The sequence below is a fragment of the Curvibacter sp. EU05-FHT14A10 genome, from assembly GCF_058791075.1.
In genome coordinates, this window is the sequence record NZ_JBYTDE010000001.1 from 60250 (window position 1) to 78888 (window position 18639).

The following is an 18639-nucleotide window of genomic DNA, read 5'->3' on the forward strand; positions in this document are numbered from 1 at the left end:
GGCAGACTGATCATGGCGTTTCACCTTCTCCGCCCGCGCAAGTGCGAGGCGATGGGCCCGCGGCCGTCTCGTTGGCTGGCTGGCCTGACCCTGTTGGGCGTGGGCCTTGTGCTGGCTGCCTGTGGCGGTGGGGGCGGTTCTTCCGCCTCGACCAGTTCAGACAGTCTTTCGGCTGCCGCTGCGCTGGGGCAGAAAATCTTCAACGACCCTTCGTTGTCGGCCTCGGGCAAGATGTCCTGTGCCACCTGCCACGATGCCACTTTGGGCCACGCCTCGCCTTTCGGCGGCGCCGTGGTGGCCGGCGGGCCCGCGCTGGACCAGCCCGGCACCCGCACCCCGCCCGCGCTCAACTACCTGCGCTACAACACCGCGTTTTTCTTTGCCAGCGACGGCACCCCCACGGGGGGCTTTACCTGGGACGGCCGAGCCAGTTCGCTGGCTGATCAGGCCGTTCGACCGTTCTTGAGTGCCAATGAAATGGCCAACAGCGACGCGGCGGCCGTCATCGCCAAGCTGGCCCAGGCCTCTTACGCGGCCGAGTTCAAGGCCGCATTTGGTCAGGGCATCTTCGATCAACCTCAGACCGCGTTCGATCGCGTGACCTATGCACTGGAGCGCTACCAGCGCGAGGACCCCGATTTCGCGCCCTTCAGCAGCAAGTTCGATCGGTTCACCGCCGGTTCAGTGGCCTTGAGCGATGCCGAACTGCGCGGCTTGGCCTGGTTCAACCGCAGCGACAAGGGCAACTGTGCTGCCTGCCACCCCAGCACCAAGCCGGCCAATGCGCCAGGCGCGCTGTTCACCGATTTCACCTTCGACAGCCTGGGGGTGCCGCGCAACACCGAGATCGCGGCCAATGCCGACCCGGCCTTCTACGACCTGGGCTTGTGTGGTCCCTCGCGCACCGACCTCAGCGCCCGCACGGACCTTTGTGGCCTGTTCAAGGTGCCCAGCCTGCGCAACGTGGCCCTGCGCAAGCGCTTCTTCCACAACGGCAGGTTCAGTTCATTGGAGGACGTGGTGCGCTTTTATGTGCAGCGCGACACCAACCCCGAGAAGTGGTACCCGCTCGATGCCGGTGGCCAGCCCGTCAAGTTCAACGACCTGCCACCCGCGCTGCGCGGCAATGTGAACACCACCGAGGGGCCCTACAACCGCCCATTGGGCGGGGAACCGGCCCTCAACGAGTCTGAAATCCAGGACCTGGTGGCTTTCCTGCGCACCTTGAGTGACGGCTACAAGCCCTGAGAACTGAACGCTGCTCCCCCACCGTCCCCCATTTCAATTTGCGAAAGCCCCCATGAGCAACAAGTCCCTTCCACTTTTCCGTTGCAGCGCCCTGGCGCTGGCCACCCTGGTCCTGACCGGCACGGCCCAGGCGCAGACCCCGCCCCCGGCGGCCTTGCCTGAGGTGCTGGCCGAGCTGCGTCAACTGCGCGAAGAATTGAAGCAGGTGCGCGCAGAACTTGACACCGTCAAGCGGCAACAGGCCCAGCCTGGGCAGGGGGCTGCGCCCGCGGGCGCTGGCGCCTGGGCCGGATACGGCGGCGCGACCGCCAAGGCGGGTGAACCCACGACCACGACGGTGGCCACGGCGGCCCCGGCCGCCGAGCCCGCACGGGCCGTGGACAATCCGCTGAGCTTCTTCGGCTATGCCGAAATGAACTACAGCCGGCCGCGCAACAACGCCTCGGGCGCCACCGCCACCCTGCGCCGCGGCGTGCTGGGTTTTGCCTACCGCTTCAACGAGCGCACCCGCATGGCGGCCGAACTGGAAGTTGAGAACGCCGTGGTGTCGGCCTCGGACCAGGGTGAGGTGGAGTTCGAGCAGATGTACATCGAGCACGACCTCACCGACAGCCTGTCGGCCAAGGCGGGCCTGTTTCTGATGCCGGTGGGTTACCTCAATGAAAGCCACGAGCCCACGCGCTACTTCGGCGTGAACCGCAACCTGGTCGAGACCGCCATCATCCCCAGCACCTGGCGCGAAATGGGCCTGGGCCTGCGTGGCACCACGGCGGGCGGCCTGCGCTGGGACGCGGGCATGGTCACCAGCTTTGACCTGACCAAGTGGGACGCCGCCAGCAGCGAGGGACGCGACTCCCCACTGGGCGCGATCCATCAGGAGGGGCAACTGGCCAAGGCCCGCAACGCCGCCTTCTACGGCGCGCTCAACTACAACGGCATCCCGGGCTTCAATGTGGGCGGCAGCGTGTTCAATGGCGGCGTGGGTCAGAAGCAGACCAGCTTCGCCGCGCCCAATGCCTCGCTCACCCTGGCTGAACTGCACACCCGCTGGCAACCCGGTCGCTGGGATCTGTCGGCCCTGGCGGCCCAGGGCCGCTTCAGCGACATCTCGGCCCTCAACGCCACCTTTGCAGGTCAGGCCACGCCGGTGCCCAGCCGCTTTGGCGGCTGGTATGCCCAGGCTGCCTATCGGGTCTGGAGCCAGGGCGAATACGCGGCTGTGCCGTTTGCCCGTTACGAGCGCCTGAACACGGCCAGCGCCTACACCGGCCTGCCGGTGGGCCTGTCGCCCTCCATCCTGCCCGACGTGCGGGTGATGACCGTGGGCACCAGCTTCTACCTGAACCCGCAGGTGGTGCTCAAGGCCGATTTCCAGCGCTACCTCAGCGACAAGTCGCTGGACATGTTCAACCTGGGCGTGGGCTTCCACTTCTGATCGAGCACCGCGATTCGCTAACATCGGGGCCCCTGTCACTCGCCTTGGCTGAAAGCCGCACACCATGATCACCCGGCGTCAAACCCTGCAGAAAATTGCGCTCGGCGCACCGCCTCTGGTGTGGACCGCGCAGGCCTTTGCCGCCAGTTTTCTGAGCCTGGAGCAGGCCCAGCGGGCCTTGCTGCCGCAGGCCACCGACTTTGTCGAGCAGGCGCTGGCGCCTGATGTGGCCGCGCTCAAGGCGGCCGGTCTGGGGGTGCCGTCTGGCTATGCGCCCAAGGCCTGGATCGGGCGCGCGGGTGAGGCCGTGCAAGGCTGGGTCTTGCTGGATCGCGTGGTGGGCAAGTACGAGCTGATCGACTATGCCGCAGGTTTCAACACCCAGGGCCAGGTCAGCGGCGTCGAGGTGCTGGTCTATCGCGAGTCGCATGGGGCTGAGATCCGCACCCCCGCCTGGCGACGCCAGTTCGAGGGCCGCAAAGGCCCCTCGCAGATCCGTTTCGGCGACGACATCCGCAATATTTCGGGCGCCACCCTGTCTTGCCAGCACGTGACCGAAGGCGTGCAACGCCTCAGCGCCCTGGTGCAGGGCCTGGTCAAGGCGCGCGAGGGCCGCTGATTTGCTGCACCAACGCGCCCGCCCCCTGCTGGGCACCCTGGTGATGCTGCGTCTGCGCGACGACAGCGCGGCTCGGGCTGAGCAGGCCATGGCCCAGGCCTTCGACGAGGTGGCACAGGTGGACCGCCTCATGAGCGCGCACCAGACCGGCAGCGAGTTGCATCGTCTGGCCAGCGCGCGTGCCGGCGACCTGATCGACCTTCACCCTCACACCGCGCGGGTGTTGACGCTGGCCCACCATTGGCAGCGCCAGAGCGCGGGGGCCTTCGACCCCTTGCGGGCGGGCGTGGAACTGGCTCGGCGAGGCCTGCGCCCCGCGCTGGCACCGGCCTTGGGCCAGGCCCTGGCCAGCTGGCAGGGGCTGCGCTGGCTGACACCCCTCACTTTGTGCGTCGATGGTGCGATGCCGCTCGACCTGGGCGGCATTGCCAAAGGCTATGCGGTGGATTGCGCCCTGGCCGTGTTGCGCCAGCAGGGCGTGCCCGCCGCTTTGGTCAATGCCGGGGGCGATCTGCGAGCCTACGGGCCCGCGCCCTGGCCGATCGAATTGCGCCTGCCCGAGGCGCCCACGCGAACCCGACGCCAGCCCGGTCTGCGGGGCCTGCACAACGCGGCCCTGGCCTCGTCGGTGACGGGGCCGCAGCGCGCCGACTGGGTGTCCACCGGGCGGATGCGCCCGGGCTCGCCAGGCCGGCGTTGGCAAGCACCCACCGCCTGCACCGTGATGGCGCCCGATTGCGTGAGCGCCGATGCCCTGACCAAGTGGGTGTTGCAGGGCCCGGCAGGTGTGCCTCGGGGGCGCCTGGCACGGGTGTTGCGCGCCCAAGGCGCACGGGTGTGGCTGACATGAACCGGCGCCACCCACCCCATCATGGGTCGCACCGTCCGCAGCGCTGGCGGGCCGGCTGGAGCCGACGTGGCATCGGCGCCCTGGTTGGGCTGCTGCTGGGGCTGTGGCTCAGCGGCATGGCTTTGTGGGCCTGGGGCGGCGAGTGGTCGCCTGACACCCCCCCTTGGCAAACGCAGGCGCACCGCGCGGCCCAGGTGTTGCATGGGGTGCTGGTGTGGGCCGTGTGCGCTCTGGCCGGGCGCTGGCTGGGGCCCCATGCCTTGCAGATGTGGGGGCGCAGAGGCGCCCGCGTGGCTTGGTGGCTGGGCCTGGCCACCGCGGCCCTGGGCGGCTGGGTGGCCTTGGCCGGCCTGGGCCTGCTGTATGGGCCGGCCGACTGGCGCGAGGCCCTGGTGTCCCTGCACTGGTGGCCCGGCCTGCTGTGGCCTTTGCTGGCCTTGGGGCATGGTCTGTACCACCGCTGGCTGGGGCGCTGAAGTCCCGCGCTGAAGGCGGGCGGAGCAGGGGGGCGGGTCCGCTGCCATCGGGGCTTCACGTTCTGCGGGCACAATCTCGCGCATGCTGATCTACCCGCAATTCAACCCCGTGGCCCTGCAGCTGGGGCCCTTGTCCGTGCATTGGTACGGCCTGACCTACCTGGCTGCCTTCGGCCTGTTCATGCTGCTGGGCATTCAACGCCTCAAACACCTGCCTTATGCCGCTCTGCAAGGGCCGCAGGCCTGGAGCCGGCGCGATGTCGAGGACATCCTGTTCTACGGTGTGCTGGGCGTGGTGTTGGGCGGGCGCCTGGGCTACTGCCTGTTCTACAAGCCCCTGCACTACTTGAGCCACCCACTGGAGATCCTGCAGATCTGGACCGGTGGCATGAGCTTTCACGGTGGCCTGCTCGGCGTGATCGTGGCCTTGGTGTGGTTTGCCCGGGCCCACCGCCGCCCGTGGTTGCAGGTGACCGACTTTGTGGCCCCTTGCGTGCCCACCGGCCTGGCCGCCGGGCGGGTGGGGAATTTCATCAATGGCGAACTGTGGGGGCGTTTCAGCCCGCCAGACCTGCCATGGGGCATGGTGTTCCCGCAGTCGGGCTCGATGTTGCCGCGCCACCCCTCGCAGGTCTACCAGATGCTGCTGGAAGGGCTGCTGCTGTTCGTGCTGCTGTGGCTTTATGCACGCAAGCCCCGTCGTCTGGGGGAGGTGTCTGCCGCTTTCCTGCTGGGCTATGGCGTGTTCCGTTTCACGGCTGAGTATTTCCGCGAGCCCGATGCCTTCCTGGGCTTGTTGTCCATGGGCATGAGCATGGGCCAGTGGCTGTGCGTGCCGATGGTGGTGGGCGGCGCTTTGATGTGGCGCTGGGCCCAGCGCCAGCCCTCGCCTGGCGCTCGCGCCGGCTGAGAGGGATCAGCCTGGGGGCAGGCTGCCCCCAGGGGCAGCGCGCCCTGGCGGGCAAGGCCTGTCAGGCCGTCAGGGCGTGGCCTGAACCGCCTCCAAGCACGCGACATGGGCCCCGCCTGCGGGGGTAAACACCGAGCTTCGAGTGCTTGCCTTGTGCGCTCAAATCAAAATAATTAGCTGTAATTATGAAAAATTACAGAACCGCCCCCTTCTGCTGTCGCGCCTTCCGTCGGGCCTCCGGCAGGCTGGGGCAGGGCGCTCATGCGGCATCGGAGCAGCCATGCGCCTGAAGCCCAACTCCTTGCACAGCGAGGTGGCCGATCAGTTGCGTGAGCGCATCTTCAATGGCGAACTGGCGCCGGGCATGTTTCTGGACGAGGTGGCCCTGTGCGAGCGCCTGTCCATCTCTCGCACCCCCCTGCGCGAGGCCTTGAAGGTGCTGAGCGCCGAGGGCCTGTTGCGCCACGAGCCGCGCCGTGGCTGTTTCGTCAACGAGGTGACCGAGCGTGACCTGGACGAGATATTCCCCCTCATCGCCTTGCTGGAGGGGCGCTGCGCCTACGAGGCAGCCCGCCATGTCAACGACGCCGACCTGGCCGCACTGGCGGTCTTGCACCAACAACTGCAGGCCTGCGCGCAGGCCCAGCAACTGACCGAGTACTACCAGGTCAATTACCAGATCCACGAGGCCATCATCCGCCTGGCCGACAACCGCTGGCTGGCCCAGACGATTGGTGATTTGCGCAAGATCCTGCGCCTGGCCCGCCTGCAGTCCTTGCAGGCCCCGGGGCGCATCGGCCAAAGCCTGTCCGAGCACCTGGCGGTGCTGGCGGCTTTGACGGCCCGCGATCCCGAAGGGGCCGAGGCCGCCATGAGAACCCATTTGTTGCGTCAGCGTGAGGCGCTGCGTGATCTGGCCCGTCAACAACCCAGCCGAGTGCTCGCATGAACGCCACTACCACCTGGATCAGCCGCCGTGTCTCCAAACTGTTGCCTGCCGCTCTGGCCAAGGATGATGCGGCTGCGGGCGCTCCGGTGAAGAGCGACGCACCCACGCCCCCCTTGCGGGGCCCCGGCAGTGCACCGGCGCCCAGCCCGCGTGGCAAGCCGGCCCAACGCAGCACCCGCGAGCGCCTGGACGCCACCCTGCGCCAGGGCGACGAGGCTTTGTCGCCACGCATGTTGCGGCGCGCCCTGGAGGAACTGCGCGGCATCGTCGACCCGCGGGTCAGCGAGGTCGAGGGCGGGCGCCGGGCCGCAGCCCTGGCGGTCTGGTACCAAGGGGCCACACCGGCCCGCCGGCGCGATCTGTGGCTGTTGATGAGCGAGATGTTTGTGGCCGACGCCGACAAGGCCCGCGAGGCCCAGGCCCGTTTTGCGGCCGCGGTGGGGACCGCTGACGAGGCCGTGGCCGAGGTGCACTACCGCCGCGCCACCGTGTCGCCACGCCGGCGCCTGCTGCAGCGCTTCAGTGTCTACCCGGGCGGGGTGCAGTTTCTGGTCGATCTGCGCGCCGAGCTGCAATCCCATCTCAAGGCAGACAAGCGCCTGCAGGCCCTCGATGTCGAGATGGAGTACATGTTTTCCACCTGGTTCGATGTGGGTTTTCTGGACCTGCGCCGCATCAGCTGGGATTCTCCTGCGTCATTGATCGAGAAGCTGATCCAGTACGAGGCCGTGCACGACATCAAGAGCTGGGCCGACGTGAAGAACCGCCTCGACAGCGATCGCCGCTGCTATGGCTTCTTTCACCCGCGCCTGCCTGAGGTCCCCCTGATCTTCATCGAGGTGGCCCTGCTGGACGACATGGCCAGCGACATCGTGCCCCTGCTCGATGAGTCGGCGGCGGCCGCAGACCTGCAGAAGGCCACCACGGCGATCTTCTATTCGATCAGCAACACCCAGGTCGGCTTGCGCGGCGTGAGCTTCGGCGACTCGCTGATCAAGCGCGTGGTCGAGACACTCAAGGACGAGTTCCCCAAGCTCAAGACCTTTGCCACCCTGTCGCCCATTCCGGGCCTGCGGTCCTGGCTGCAGCGTCACCTGGCGGCCCAGCTGGAGCGCCTGGACGAGCGAGCGCTGCGCGAGCTGGGGCGGGCTGTCAGTTTCGAGCCGCCGAGCGCTGAACATGTGCTGGGGGCCCTGGACAAGCCGCTGGCCCTGGAGGCCAAGTCGCCCTTGCGCCAGTTGCTGCTGCGCTGTGCCGCCCAGTACCTGGGGGCCGAGTGGCAAGAGGGCAAGCCGCTGGACCCGGTGGCACGCTTCCACCTGGGCAATGGCGCCCGGGTCGAACGGCTGAACTGGGCCGGTGATCCCTCATCCAAGGGGCTCAAACAGTCGTATGGCCTGATGGTCAACTACCTGTATGACCTCAAGCGCCTGGACAAGCACCGGGGCCAGTTGGCCCAGGGGCGCATCCCCATGGCCCCCGAGATCGAGGCCCTGCTCAAGCCCTGAAGCCGGCCTGCCGCACAGGGTGCTCAAGGGGCACTCGGGCGGCTTCAGGCCGGGCATTCCCTGAGCCGGGACGGCACCATGAAGGCCGCCCGAAACCTATCACGACTGGAGACAGACCGACATGAACCCATCGATCCAACGCCGCGCCCTGTTGCGCACCGCATCCCTGTTGGGCAGCACCGCTGCCCTGGGGCCACTGGCCGGCCTGGGCCAGGCCTGGGCACAGAGCCCCTGGCCGGCCAAGCCCGTCAACATGGTGGTGCCGTTTCCGGCGGGCGGGGGCACCGACGCCTTTGCCCGGCCGCTGTCGGCGGCCTTCTCCAAGCAGACCGGCAAACAGCTCATCGTGGACAACCGGGGTGGCGCCGGGGGCACGCTGGGAGCGGGCATTGCGGCCCGCGCCGCGCCCGATGGCTACAACCTGTTCATGGGCGGCGTGCACCATGCGATTGCGCCCTCGGTCTATCCCAAACTCGATTACGACCTCGAAAAAGACTTCATTCCGCTGGCCTTGCTGGCCAATGTGCCCCAGGTGCTGGTGGTCAACCCCAAGAAAGTGCCTGGCGACTTCAAGGCCTTTCTGGCGGCGGTGCGTGCCGCGCCGGGGCAATTCAACTTCGGCTCGGCAGGGGGCGGTACCTCGCACCACCTGGCCGGTGAGCTGTTCAAGCTCCAGACCCGGACGTTCATCACCCACATTCCTTACCGGGGCGCCGGGCCGGCGCTGCAAGACCTGATGGCCGGCAATGTCGACATGGTGTTTGACGGCCTGGGCTCGTCGGCTGGGCACATCAAGGGCGGGCGCATCAAGGCCTTGATGGTGTCGGGGGCCAAGCGCAACCCCGCCTTTCCGGACGTGCCCTGCGCGGCCGAGCTCGGCCTGCCCGACTACACCGTCACCACCTGGTATGGCCTGTGGGCGCCCAAGGGCACACCGGCCGACTTGCAGGCCCAGATCGTCGAGCAGGTGCGCGTGTTGGGGCAGTCTGAAGAAATCAAGGCCGCCTGGGCCCAAAATGGCGCCGAATTCACGGCCAGCACCCCGCAGCAATTCGGGGCGTTCGTGAACGGCGAAATCAAGCGCTGGGCAGCGGTGGTCAAGGCCTCCGGCGCCAAGCTCGATTGACAACTTCATCCCATCCAGAAAGGTCAACGCATGTCAGCACAGGTACGGGTCGAGCCGGGCTTTGAAGGAGAAGCCCTGCCAGGGGTGGTGCAGGTGATCCTGTCCAATCCAGGCAAGCTCAACGCCATGTCACGCCCCATGTGGCGGCAGCTGCGCCAGGCCTTTGTCGACCTGCAGGCCCGCGACGATGTGCGCTGCATTGTGCTGCGTGGCGAGGGCGGGCATTTCTGCGCCGGTGGCGACATTTCCGAGTACCCCGATTTCCGCTTTGACGAGGCGGCTCTGCGTCATTTCCACGAGGTGGAGGTGTGGGGTGGCCTGTCGGCCATGCTGGCCTGCGATGTGCCGCTGATCGCCTGCATCGAGGGTGCCTGCATGGGGGCCGGGGTGGAGCTGGCCAGCACCTGTGACCTGCGTCTGGCAGGGGCATCGGCCCGTTTTGGCGCACCCATCGCCCGCCTGGGCTTTCCGATGGCACCGCGCGAGGTGGCCCTGGTGCGGGCCGCGGCAGGCGAACTCTCGGTGCGCCAGATGCTGCTGGAGGCCGCCACGCTCGATGCCCCCACGCTGCTGGCGCGGGGCTTTCTGACCCGCCTGCTGCCCGACGATCAGGTGGCCGCTGATGCCCGCCAGAGTGCGGCCCGCATCGCCACATTGGCACCCCAGGCCGCCCGCCTCAACAAACAGACCCTGCGTGCACTGGCCCCGGCGCTGCCCCAGGCCCTGCTCGACCAGGCCTACGCCTATGCCGACAGTGCCGAGCACCGCGAGGGCATTGCCGCCTTTCTGGCCAAGCGCCCACCGGCCTTCTGAGACCGGTCTTTGACCCTCCCATCTTTTTTCTTCCTGCTTTCATCATGACGACCAACCAGAACCTGTTTGCGGCCCTGCGGGCGCAGTTCCCTGCCGACCTGGACGCCACGGCGGTGGAAACCGACAACGGCCTTTTCTACACCTGGCGCGACCTCGATCACGCCACGGCCCGCATGGCCAACCTGCTGGCCTCGCTGAACCTGCCGGCCGGCGCGCGTGTGGCAGTGCAGGTCGAGAAATCGGTCGAGGCCATGGTGCTGTACCTCGCCACCTTGCGTGCTGGCTATGTATTTCTGCCCCTCAATACGGCCTACCAGAGCGCCGAGATCGAGTATTTCATCGGCAACGCCGAGCCCTCGGTGGTGGTGTGCAGCCCGGCCAACTTCGGCTGGGTCAGCAAGATCGCCTTCAAGGCGGGCACGGCCCATGTCTTCACGCTGAACGACGACCGCACCGGTTCGCTGCTGGAGCGTGCTGCCCATTTCGGCGACGAACACAAGCCGGCGAGCTGTGCCGCCGATGACCTGGCCGCCATCCTGTACACCAGCGGTACCACCGGCCGCAGCAAGGGCGCCATGCTGAGCCACGGCAACATGCTCAGCAACGCCGTGATGCTCAAGGATTACTGGGGCTGGCAGCCGGGCGACGTGTTGATCCACGCGTTGCCCATCTTCCACGTGCACGGCCTGTTTGTGGCCATTCACGGTGCGCTCATCAATGGCAGCAAGATGATCTGGCTGGCCAAGTTCGACCCCAAGCTGGTGATCCGCAAGATGCCCGAGGCCACGGTGTTCATGGGCGTGCCCACGCTGTATGTGCGCCTGCTGGCCGACCCGGGCCTCACGCGCGAGGCGGCCTCGCACATGCGTCTCTTCATCGCGGGTTCGGCCCCCTTGCTGATCGAAACCTTCAAGGAGTGGCAGGACCGCACCGGCCACACCATCCTGGAGCGTTACGGCATGAGCGAGACCATCATGCTGACCTCCAACCCCTACGCGGCCGATGCCCGGCACGGTGGCCAGGCGGAACGCCGTGGCGGCACGGTGGGCTTCCCCCTGCCCGGGGTGTCGCTGCGCGTGCAGTCTGACGAGGGGGCGGCTCTGCCCGTGGGCGAGATCGGCGGCATCCAGGTCAAGGGCCCGAATGTGTTCAAGGGCTACTGGCGCATGCCCGAAAAGACCGCCGAAGAGTTCACATCCGACGGCTACTTCAAGACCGGTGACGTGGGCAAGGTGGACGAACGGGGCTACGTCACCATTGTGGGCCGGGCCAAGGACCTGATCATCAGCGGCGGCTACAACGTCTACCCCGCCGAGATCGAAAGCTACATCAACGAGATGCCCGGCGTGGCCGAGAGCGCCCTGGTGGGCGTGCCGCACCCCGATTTTGGTGAGGTCGGCGTGGCGGTGGTGATTGCCAAGCCCGGCGCCGCGCTCGAAGCGGCCCAGGTGATCGCCACGCTGAAGAGCCAGCTGGCCAACTTCAAGATTCCCAAGCAGTGCTTCGTGGTGGCCGAGCTGCCGCGCAACACCATGGGCAAGGTGCAGAAGAACCTGCTGCGCGATCAGTACAAGACCCTGTTCGCCTGAGCCCGGACCGAACCGGCCATCCCGCGACACACCTGAAGGAGACTTTTCATGAGGTTCATCTCGACCCGGCTGCGGCCCGCGCTGGCAGGACTGGGGCTTTTGATCGGGGCCTTGTCGTGGGCCACGGCGGCCCAAGCCCTGAGCCCCTTGCCCGATCCCAAAACCCTGGCGAGCCGGGTCGAGCTGCACGCGCTGCCCAGCCTGACCCTCAGCGATGCCGACTTTCTGACGGGCAATGCTGCGGCAGGCCAGCCCGTCACGGTGGGGGCCGAGTTGCGCCTGGCCAATGTGCCGGGTCGTCAGCCGGCGGTGGTGCTGGTGCATGGCTCCAGCGGCATGGGCGCGAACGGCGAGATGTGGGCCCGTGACCTGAATGCCATGGGCATCGCCACGCTGGCCATTGATGGCTTCACCGGCCGCGGCATCACCACCACCGGGGCCAATCAGGCCCAGTTGGGGCGCCTCAACCTGTCGCTGGATGCCTATCGGGCGCTGGAGCTGCTGGCCAAGCACCCGCGCATCGATCCGCAAAGGGTGGTGCTGATGGGTTTCTCGCGCGGCGGCCAGGCCACCTTGTTTGCCAGCCTGAAGCGCTTCAACGAGGCCTGGAACCGCAGTGGCATCCGCTATGCGGCCTACATCCCCTTCTACCCCGACTGCATGACCCAGTACCAGGGCGATCTGCAGCTTGACGCCCCGGTGCGCATCCACCATGGCCTGGCCGACGACTACAACCCCGCGGCACCGTGCCAGGCCTATGTCGAACGCCTGCAGAAGGCCGGGCAGGACGTGCAGATCACCCTGTACGAAGGGGCGCACCACGGTTTTGATTCGCCTCTGGCGCCACAGCCTGCGGTGCCGGCCAAGGGGTCGCAGACGGTGCGGGCCTGCAGCATCCGCGAAGAAGCGCCTGGGCGCCTGGTGAACCAGGCCACGGGTCAGGTGTTCAGCTACCAGGACGCCTGTGTGCAGCGCGATCCTCACGTGGGGCATGATCCGGCGGCCACCGAGCGGGCCAGGGCCTCGGTGGCGCAAACCCTGCAGGCCTTGTTCAAATTGCCGGCACCATGAGAAACGGGCTCCGAGGAGCCCGTTTTTTTGGTCGGGTCTTCTGTCGCTCGCGTCAGATGTGCAGCATTGCGGCGGCACCGATGGCGACACCGACACCGGCCACGCCGAACATGCCGTACTGCAGCCAGCGCTTCTTGGTCAGCAGGGCAATCGCCGCCAGCGCGATGGCCACTTGCAGCGCGGTGGTCGACTGGGCCCAGCGGTGGTGCAGGTGCATCTGCTCGTCGGATTGTTCATCCCACTGCTTGGCTTCGGCTTCCAGCTTGTCGGCCACCACCTTGATCTCGTTCTTTTCTTTGTCGTAGCGCTCGACCTTGGCCTGGTAGGTGGCCTTCTTGTCTTCGGGTGCCAGGTCACGGGCCAGTTCGGCCAGCGATTGCTTGGTGCTCTTGGACTGGAAGTAATTCCACTGGTTGGAGGCTTCGGTCTTCTTGATGGCCGCGTTGTTCTTGTACAGCCCGGCGTTGGCCTGGGTCGCACCACCCATGTAGGAAAACATGGCGCCGACCGTGGCAATGATGGCGGTGAACATCGCGATCTGGTTGGTCATGCGGTCGCCACCGTGCTGGGCTGCGTGCTCCAGCTCATGGTCGTGCGGGCCGTGGACGTGGAATCCGTGTCCGGACATATCAAGCTCCTCGTTGTTGTGTGTAGGTGACAAAACTGAATGTCAGGCCGCCCGATGACGGCGGTGTGTCGCGTGCCACCTCGGTCCAGGCTGGGCCGAATTGTGGCGCGTAGGCGTCGCCTTCGAAGTCCTGATCGATTTCGGTGACCACGGCCCGGTCGGCCAATGGCAGCGCCTGGGCATACACCTCGGCCCCACCGATCACCCACACCTCCTGATCGGGCGGCAATTGGGCCAGGGCCTCGGCCAGTGAGCTGGCGCGGCTGGCGCCTGCGGCGGTCCAGGCCGGGTCGCGGCTCAGTACGATGTTCTGGCGCCCGGGCAGGGGCCTAAAACGTGGTGGCAGCGAATCCCAGGTGCGCCGCCCCATGATGACGGGGCAGCCCAGGGTGGTTCGCTTGAAGTGGGCCAGATCCTCGGGCAGGTGCCAGGGCAGGGCGTTGTCACGGCCGATCACGCCATTCGCGGCCCGGGCAAAAATCAGGTTCAAAGGCATGGGCAGGCTCCTCAGACGGCGACCGGCGCCTTGATGGCGGGGTGGCACTGGTAATCCACCACTTCGAAGTCTTCGTACTGGTAGTCAAAGAGGCTGTCTGGACGGCGCAGGATGCGCAGCGTGGGGTAGGGGTAGGGGGTGCGGGCCAATTGGGTTTCCACCTGCTCGTGGTGGTTGCTGTAGATGTGGCAGTCGCCCCCCGTCCAGATGAAGTCGCCCACATCGAGGTCGCATTGCTGGGCCACCATGTGGGTCAGCAGCGCATAACTGGCGATGTTGAAGGGCACGCCCAGAAAGATGTCGGCGCTGCGCTGGTACAGCTGGCAGGACAGGCGAGCGCGCTCACCCGGGCCCTGGGCCGGTGCCACATAGAACTGGAAGAACGCATGGCAGGGCATCAGCGCCATTTTGTCCAGCTCGGCCACGTTCCAGGCGCTCACGATGATGCGGCGCGAGTCGGGGTTGCTCTTGAGGGTCTTGATCACTTCGGCGATCTGGTCGATGTGGCCGCCGTCCGGCGTCGGCCAGCTGCGCCATTGCACACCGTAGACCGGGCCCAGATCGCCGTCTTCGCGTGCCCATTCGTCCCAGATCGTGACGCCGCGCTCCTTGAGCCATTGGTTGTTGCTCGACCCGGTGAGGAACCACAGCAGCTCCTGGATGATGGATCGCAGGTGCACTTTCTTGGTGGTGACCAGCGGAAAGCCCTCGTTCAGGTCAAAGCGCATCTGGTAGCCGAACACGCTGGTGGTGCCCGTGCCGGTGCGGTCGCCCTTGGCCACGCCGGTGGTGTGGACGTGGCGCATGAAATCTTCGTACTGGGAACGAACAGGGCGGTGGGTCGCTTGAGTCATGGGGCGGGCGGGGTGGGCTGTGGGTGACCGGCGATTTTAGGGTGTTCGCCGGCGGCCAGCTCACTGGGGCCGCACTGGACCTTCTGTCCAGATGCCCTGGCTGACCGGCAGGGGGGCTTGGCGTGGTCCTCGCAGAATGGCCAGGTCCTGTGCCGTTTGTCCAGGCCCGCCGGCGCAAGGCGATCTGCCAGGGCCTGCCTGAACCCGTTTTTGATGAAGGGAGAACCGACCATGTTGCTGTCTCTGTTGTCTTCGCGTCCGGCCCTGGCTGCGGCCTCGGTGCTGGCCAGTGCCCTGGGCTGTGCGGCCCCTGTGGCCGCAGGTGGTTTGACCGGGACCGCACCGGACGACCCAGCCACCCTGGTGGCCCAGGCCTTCGACTATGCCTACCCACTGGTGGCGATGGGGCGCCTGCGGGCGGCGTCACTGGGCGCAGGAACCGAGACCCTGCCGAGCCCCACGTGGCAACATCGCCGCGCCTTGGCCGGCCCGGAGAGCCGGCAGGTCACCACCCCCAACGTCGACACGCTGTACTCGCTGCTCTGGCTGGACCTGCGCCAGGGCCCCTGGGCGCTGTCGCTGCCCGACATGGCCGGGCGATACCACTCGCTGGCTTTCATCGACATGGTGGGCAACAACTTTGCGATGCTGGGGCGCCGGCTGAACGGCAGCCAGGCCAGCCGTCATGTGCTGGTCGGGCCCGACTGGCCGGGACCCATGCCTGCGGCAGCCCGTGTGATCCGCGCACCGTCCAACGATGTGCTGGTGCTGGCGCGCCTCCTGGTCGATGGGCCAGACGATCTGCCGGCCGTGCACCGCCTGCAGGACCAATTGGGGGCCGAGGCCCTGGCCACCCCCCCCCAGGCACCGGTCTGGGACGCTGCGCCCCCCCTGGGCCCGACCCCACAGGCCTTTGTAGACCTGGCCAATCGGATGTTGGTGCGCAACCCTCCGCCGGCCTACGAACAGGCCTTGCTGAGCCGCCTGGCGGCGGTGGGGGTGTGTGGCGCCACCTGCGGGTGGGACGGCCTGTCACCCGCGGTTCAGGCGCTCTGGACGCAGTCCTTGCCTGGCTTGCTGGCCGAACTCAAGGCCGGAGCCCTGTCGTCGGGCCGCACAGTCAATGGCTGGCGCTACGGTCAGGCCAACCTGGGTCAGTTCGGCACCGATTACACCTACCGGGCGCGCATCGCGCTCAGTGGCCTGCTGGCCCTGGAGCCCGTGGAGTCGGTTTACCCCAGCACCGGTGTCGATGCCCAGGGCCAGGCCCTGAGCGGCGCACACCGTTACCGTCTGCGTCTGCCCGCAGGGGGCTTGCCGGTGAATGCTTTCTGGTCGCTGTCGATGTATGAGGTCGAGTCCGACGGGCGCCTGTTCTTCAGCGCCAACGCCTTGCGGCGCTACGCCATCGGCGACCGCACGCCGGGTCTGCGGATGGAGGCCGACGGGGCGGTGGATCTGATCATCCAGCACGCAGCACCCGCCACGGCCGAGCAGGCCCGCAATTGGCTGCCGGCGCCCCAGGGGGCCTTCCGGCTGGTGCTGCGCGCCTACGAGCCCCGAGCCGCCTTGATTGACGGCCAGCTCACGCTGTCAGCGGTCGAACGGCTGGATTGAGCGGTGCGTGGTGGATCAGCCCTGTGCGCCCTGCGCCGCGGCGTCCACTTCCTTGAACACCTCTTTGGCCGTGCGGAAGCTGTCGATGGCGGCAGGGGCACCGCAGTAGATGGCGGTCTGCAGGAACACCTCCTGGATCTCCTCGCGGGTGACGCCGTTGGTCAGAGCACCGCGCAGGTGCAGCTTGAGCTCGTGCGGGCGGTTCAGCGCGGTCAGCATGGCCAGGTTGAGCAGGCTGCGGGTCCGGCGGTCCAGGCCGGGCCGGTTCCAGATCTCGCCCCAGGCGTACTGGGTGACCAGCTCCTGCAGCGGGCGGGTGAAGGCGTCGGCATTGGCGATGGCGGCGTCGACGTACTCGCTGCCCAGCACTTCACGGCGGGTTTTCAGGCCGGCATCGAAGAGTTCCTGATTCAGAGGCATGGGGATTCCTTGGGGGTGTGAAAACCTGGGGTCAAACCTCGATCACCCGGCCCGGGTTCATGAGGTTGTGCGGGTCCAGGGCGCGCTTGATGGCCCGCATCAGCTCCAGCGCCACCGGCGATTTGTAATGGGGCAGCTTGTCGCGCTTGAGTGAGCCCACGCCGTGCTCGGCCGAGATCGAGCCCTGGTAGCGCTGCACCTGGTCGTACACCAGGGTGTTGACACGCTCTTCCTGTTCGCGCAGAAACACCTTGGGGTCGCCCTCGGCGGGGGCCTGCACGTTGTAGTGCAGGTTGCCGTCGCCCAGGTGGCCGAAGTTGACCAGGCGCACGCCCGGGATCTCGCGTTGCAGCAGCGCATCGGTCTCGGCGCAGAAGGCCGGGATGCGCGACACCGGGATGCTGATGTCGTGCTTGATGTTCAGGCCTTCCTCGGCCTGGGCCAGCGGGATGCTCTCGCGCACATGCCACAGCTGGTGGGCCTGTGTCAGGTTTTCGGCCACCACGGCATCGAGCACCAGGCCTTGTTCCAGCGCCTGTTCGAGCAGCGTCTCGAAGCGTTCGCGGGCGTGGGTCTCTGATTCGCTGTCGGAGTTCTCCAGCAACACCCCCCAGGGGGCATCGGCCTGGCCCAGAAAGGGCACGCGCAGCTGGGGCATGTGCTTGCCCACCAGGCTGAGCGCGAACTGGCCCATGACCTCGAAGCCGGTCAGTCCGGCGCCCAGTTGTTGGTGGGCCAGGCCCAGCAGGCTGACCGCAGCCTCGAGCGAGGGCACGGCGGCCCAGGCGGTCAGGCAGGCCGCGGGCTGGGGAAAGAGCTTCAGGGTGGCCGCGGTGATCACGCCCAGCGTGCCTTCGCTGCCGATGAACAGGTCGCGCAGGTCGTAGCCGGTGTTGTCTTTGCGCAGGCCGCTCAAGCCGTCCCAGACCTCCCCTTGGGCCGTGACCACTTCGAGGCCCAGGCACAGCTCGCGGGTGTTGCCGTAACGCAGCACCTGGGTGCCCCCGGCATTGGTGCCCAGGTTGCCGCCGATGGTGCAACTGCCTTCGGCCGCCAGGCTGAGCGGAAACAGGTAGCCGGCCTGCTCGGCCGCTGCCTGCAGGTTCTGCAGGATGCAGCCGGCCTCGACGGTGAAGGTGAGGTTGTTCGGATCGAGTTGACGCACGGCATTCATGCGCGTGAGGCTGAGCACCACCTGTCGACCGCTGTCATCGGGGATGGACCCCACGGCCAGGCCGGTGTTGCCCCCCTGGGGTACCAAGGGCGCGCCCGCTGCCCCACAGGCCTTGACCACGGCCGCCACCTCGGCGGTGTTGGCCGGACGCACCACAGCGAGGGCCGTGCCGCGCGAGCGACGGCGCCAATCCTGCTCCCAGGCGCTGAGGTCGGTGGCAGGGTCGTCATGGGTCAGCACATGGGCAGCGCCGACGATGCGGGTGAGTTCGGTGATCAGTTGGGCAGACATGGTCGTAGGGGGGCCGATCGGCCCGGTTCAGTTCGGAGGGGTTGTAGGAGACTGCGGGGCCTGAGCCAGGCGCGCGTTGCGCAGGCGAAGGCGCACATGCAGGGCGCAGGCGGCAAACAGGCTGAGGCACAGCAGCACCTCCAGCGCGGCCAGCCAGGCGCCGGGTGCGCGGTCGCCGTAGGCACGTACCACGCCTTCGGTGAAATACAGCCACACCAGCAGGCTGACCCAGCGGTAGGTGTACATGCGGTTTTTCAGCAGGCCCGCCAGCGGGATGCACAGCGGCAGCACCTTGAGCGCGAGCAGCGAGCCACCGGGGCGCACCGGGGCCAGCACCAGCTCCCAGGCCAGGCCCAGGGCGATCAATCCGATCAGGCTGCCGACGGCCAGCCATCGGGTCAGCCGTACCGATGGGTCAGAAGAAAGCGCGGTTTCAGTTGGGAGGGGGGCGTGAACCGGCGAATGGAGGGGGGCGGTGCGATCAGGCTGTGTCATGGCGATGGCATCATAGCGGCCATGTTCGAGTCTGCCCGTTCCACTTCCTCCCGACGCCCCTGGTCGTTAC

General features: G+C 67.4%; 19 protein-coding genes. 13 read left to right on the forward strand and 6 right to left on the reverse strand.

Annotation, left to right across the window (positions count from 1 at the left end; all coding sequences use genetic code 11):
* The first annotated feature begins 12 nt into the window (after positions 1 to 12).
* From AC3WUT_RS00255 to AC3WUT_RS00310, 12 genes are all read left to right on the forward strand, one after another.
* Entirely contained in the window at positions 13 to 1248 is a 1236-nt protein-coding gene (locus tag AC3WUT_RS00255) for a cytochrome-c peroxidase (RefSeq protein ID WP_492345070.1), read from the forward strand.
* Between the two features lie 52 nt (positions 1249 to 1300).
* On the forward strand, positions 1301 to 2683 hold the full coding sequence (locus tag AC3WUT_RS00260) for a hypothetical protein (RefSeq protein ID WP_492345071.1): 1383 nt from the start codon (positions 1301 to 1303) through the stop codon (positions 2681 to 2683).
* Between the two features lie 64 nt (positions 2684 to 2747).
* On the forward strand, positions 2748 to 3302 hold the full coding sequence (locus tag AC3WUT_RS00265; RefSeq protein WP_492345072.1) for an FMN-binding protein: 555 nt from the start codon (positions 2748 to 2750) through the stop codon (positions 3300 to 3302).
* Between the two features lies 1 nt (position 3303).
* Positions 3304 to 4152, forward strand: coding sequence for an FAD:protein FMN transferase (locus tag AC3WUT_RS00270; RefSeq protein WP_492345073.1), 849 nt, complete (start codon positions 3304 to 3306; stop codon positions 4150 to 4152).
* Positions 4140 to 4628, forward strand: a complete 489-nt coding sequence (locus AC3WUT_RS00275; protein ID WP_492345074.1) for a hypothetical protein — start codon at positions 4140 to 4142, stop codon at positions 4626 to 4628. Before AC3WUT_RS00270 ends, AC3WUT_RS00275 begins: the two co-directional genes overlap by 13 nt.
* An 82-nt stretch (positions 4629 to 4710) precedes the next feature.
* Positions 4711 to 5538 carry a prolipoprotein diacylglyceryl transferase gene (gene lgt, locus AC3WUT_RS00280; RefSeq protein WP_492345075.1) on the forward strand — a complete coding sequence of 276 codons (828 nt, stop codon included), beginning with the start codon at positions 4711 to 4713 and terminating at the stop codon, positions 5536 to 5538.
* Positions 5539 to 5818: 280 nt separating this feature from the next.
* The gene (locus AC3WUT_RS00285) at positions 5819 to 6487 is read left to right on the forward strand and encodes a GntR family transcriptional regulator (protein ID WP_492345076.1); all 669 of its coding nucleotides are present in this window, start codon (positions 5819 to 5821) and stop codon (positions 6485 to 6487) included.
* The gene (locus tag AC3WUT_RS00290) at positions 6484 to 7995 is read left to right on the forward strand and encodes a malonyl-CoA decarboxylase (protein ID WP_492345077.1); all 1512 of its coding nucleotides are present in this window, start codon (positions 6484 to 6486) and stop codon (positions 7993 to 7995) included. Before AC3WUT_RS00285 ends, AC3WUT_RS00290 begins: the two co-directional genes overlap by 4 nt.
* 121 nt (positions 7996 to 8116) lie before the next feature.
* Positions 8117 to 9121 carry a Bug family tripartite tricarboxylate transporter substrate binding protein gene (locus AC3WUT_RS00295; protein WP_492345078.1) on the forward strand — a complete coding sequence of 335 codons (1005 nt, stop codon included), beginning with the start codon at positions 8117 to 8119 and terminating at the stop codon, positions 9119 to 9121.
* Between the two features lie 30 nt (positions 9122 to 9151).
* Entirely contained in the window at positions 9152 to 9934 is a 783-nt protein-coding gene (locus AC3WUT_RS00300; RefSeq protein WP_492345079.1) for an enoyl-CoA hydratase/isomerase family protein, read from the forward strand.
* A gap of 44 nt (positions 9935 to 9978) precedes the next feature.
* Complete coding sequence (locus tag AC3WUT_RS00305; RefSeq protein WP_492345080.1) at positions 9979 to 11523, forward strand: malonate--CoA ligase; 1545 nt, start codon at positions 9979 to 9981, stop codon at positions 11521 to 11523.
* Positions 11524 to 11571: 48 nt separating this feature from the next.
* The gene (locus AC3WUT_RS00310) at positions 11572 to 12594 is read left to right on the forward strand and encodes a dienelactone hydrolase family protein (RefSeq protein WP_492345081.1); all 1023 of its coding nucleotides are present in this window, start codon (positions 11572 to 11574) and stop codon (positions 12592 to 12594) included.
* Between the two features lie 52 nt (positions 12595 to 12646).
* On the opposite strand, the gene AC3WUT_RS00315 is transcribed toward AC3WUT_RS00310, so the two are convergent.
* From AC3WUT_RS00315 to AC3WUT_RS00325, 3 genes are read right to left on the reverse strand one after another with little or no spacing between them, the layout of a single operon-like run.
* Positions 12647 to 13222, reverse strand: a complete 576-nt coding sequence (locus AC3WUT_RS00315) for a DUF4337 domain-containing protein (RefSeq protein ID WP_492345082.1) — start codon at positions 13220 to 13222, stop codon at positions 12647 to 12649.
* A 1-nt stretch (position 13223) separates the two neighbouring features.
* Positions 13224 to 13718 (reverse strand): dihydrofolate reductase, encoded by a 495-nt coding sequence (locus AC3WUT_RS00320; RefSeq protein ID WP_492345083.1) that lies wholly within the window; start codon positions 13716 to 13718, stop codon positions 13224 to 13226.
* A gap of 11 nt (positions 13719 to 13729) precedes the next feature.
* A complete protein-coding gene (locus tag AC3WUT_RS00325; RefSeq protein WP_492345084.1) occupies positions 13730 to 14572 on the reverse strand; it encodes a thymidylate synthase in 843 nt (280 codons plus the stop codon).
* Positions 14573 to 14803: 231 nt separating this feature from the next.
* On the opposite strand from AC3WUT_RS00325, the gene AC3WUT_RS00330 reads away from it, so the two are divergent.
* The gene (locus AC3WUT_RS00330) at positions 14804 to 16189 is read left to right on the forward strand and encodes a DUF1254 domain-containing protein (protein WP_492345085.1); all 1386 of its coding nucleotides are present in this window, start codon (positions 14804 to 14806) and stop codon (positions 16187 to 16189) included.
* Positions 16190 to 16204: 15 nt separating this feature from the next.
* On the opposite strand, the gene pcaC is transcribed toward AC3WUT_RS00330, so the two are convergent.
* Genes pcaC through AC3WUT_RS00345 form a run of 3 tightly spaced genes read right to left on the reverse strand, consistent with a single transcriptional unit; the run spans position 16205 to position 18569 of the window.
* Positions 16205 to 16609: a 4-carboxymuconolactone decarboxylase gene (gene pcaC / locus AC3WUT_RS00335; protein ID WP_492345086.1), complete on the reverse strand. Its 405-nt coding sequence runs from the start codon at positions 16607 to 16609 to the stop codon at positions 16205 to 16207.
* Between the two features lie 31 nt (positions 16610 to 16640).
* Entirely contained in the window at positions 16641 to 18074 is a 1434-nt protein-coding gene (locus tag AC3WUT_RS00340; protein WP_492345087.1) for an FAD-binding oxidoreductase, read from the reverse strand.
* Between the two features lie 27 nt (positions 18075 to 18101).
* Positions 18102 to 18569 (reverse strand): DUF2069 domain-containing protein, encoded by a 468-nt coding sequence (locus tag AC3WUT_RS00345; protein ID WP_492345088.1) that lies wholly within the window; start codon positions 18567 to 18569, stop codon positions 18102 to 18104.
* Positions 18570 to 18639 lie beyond the last annotated feature (70 nt).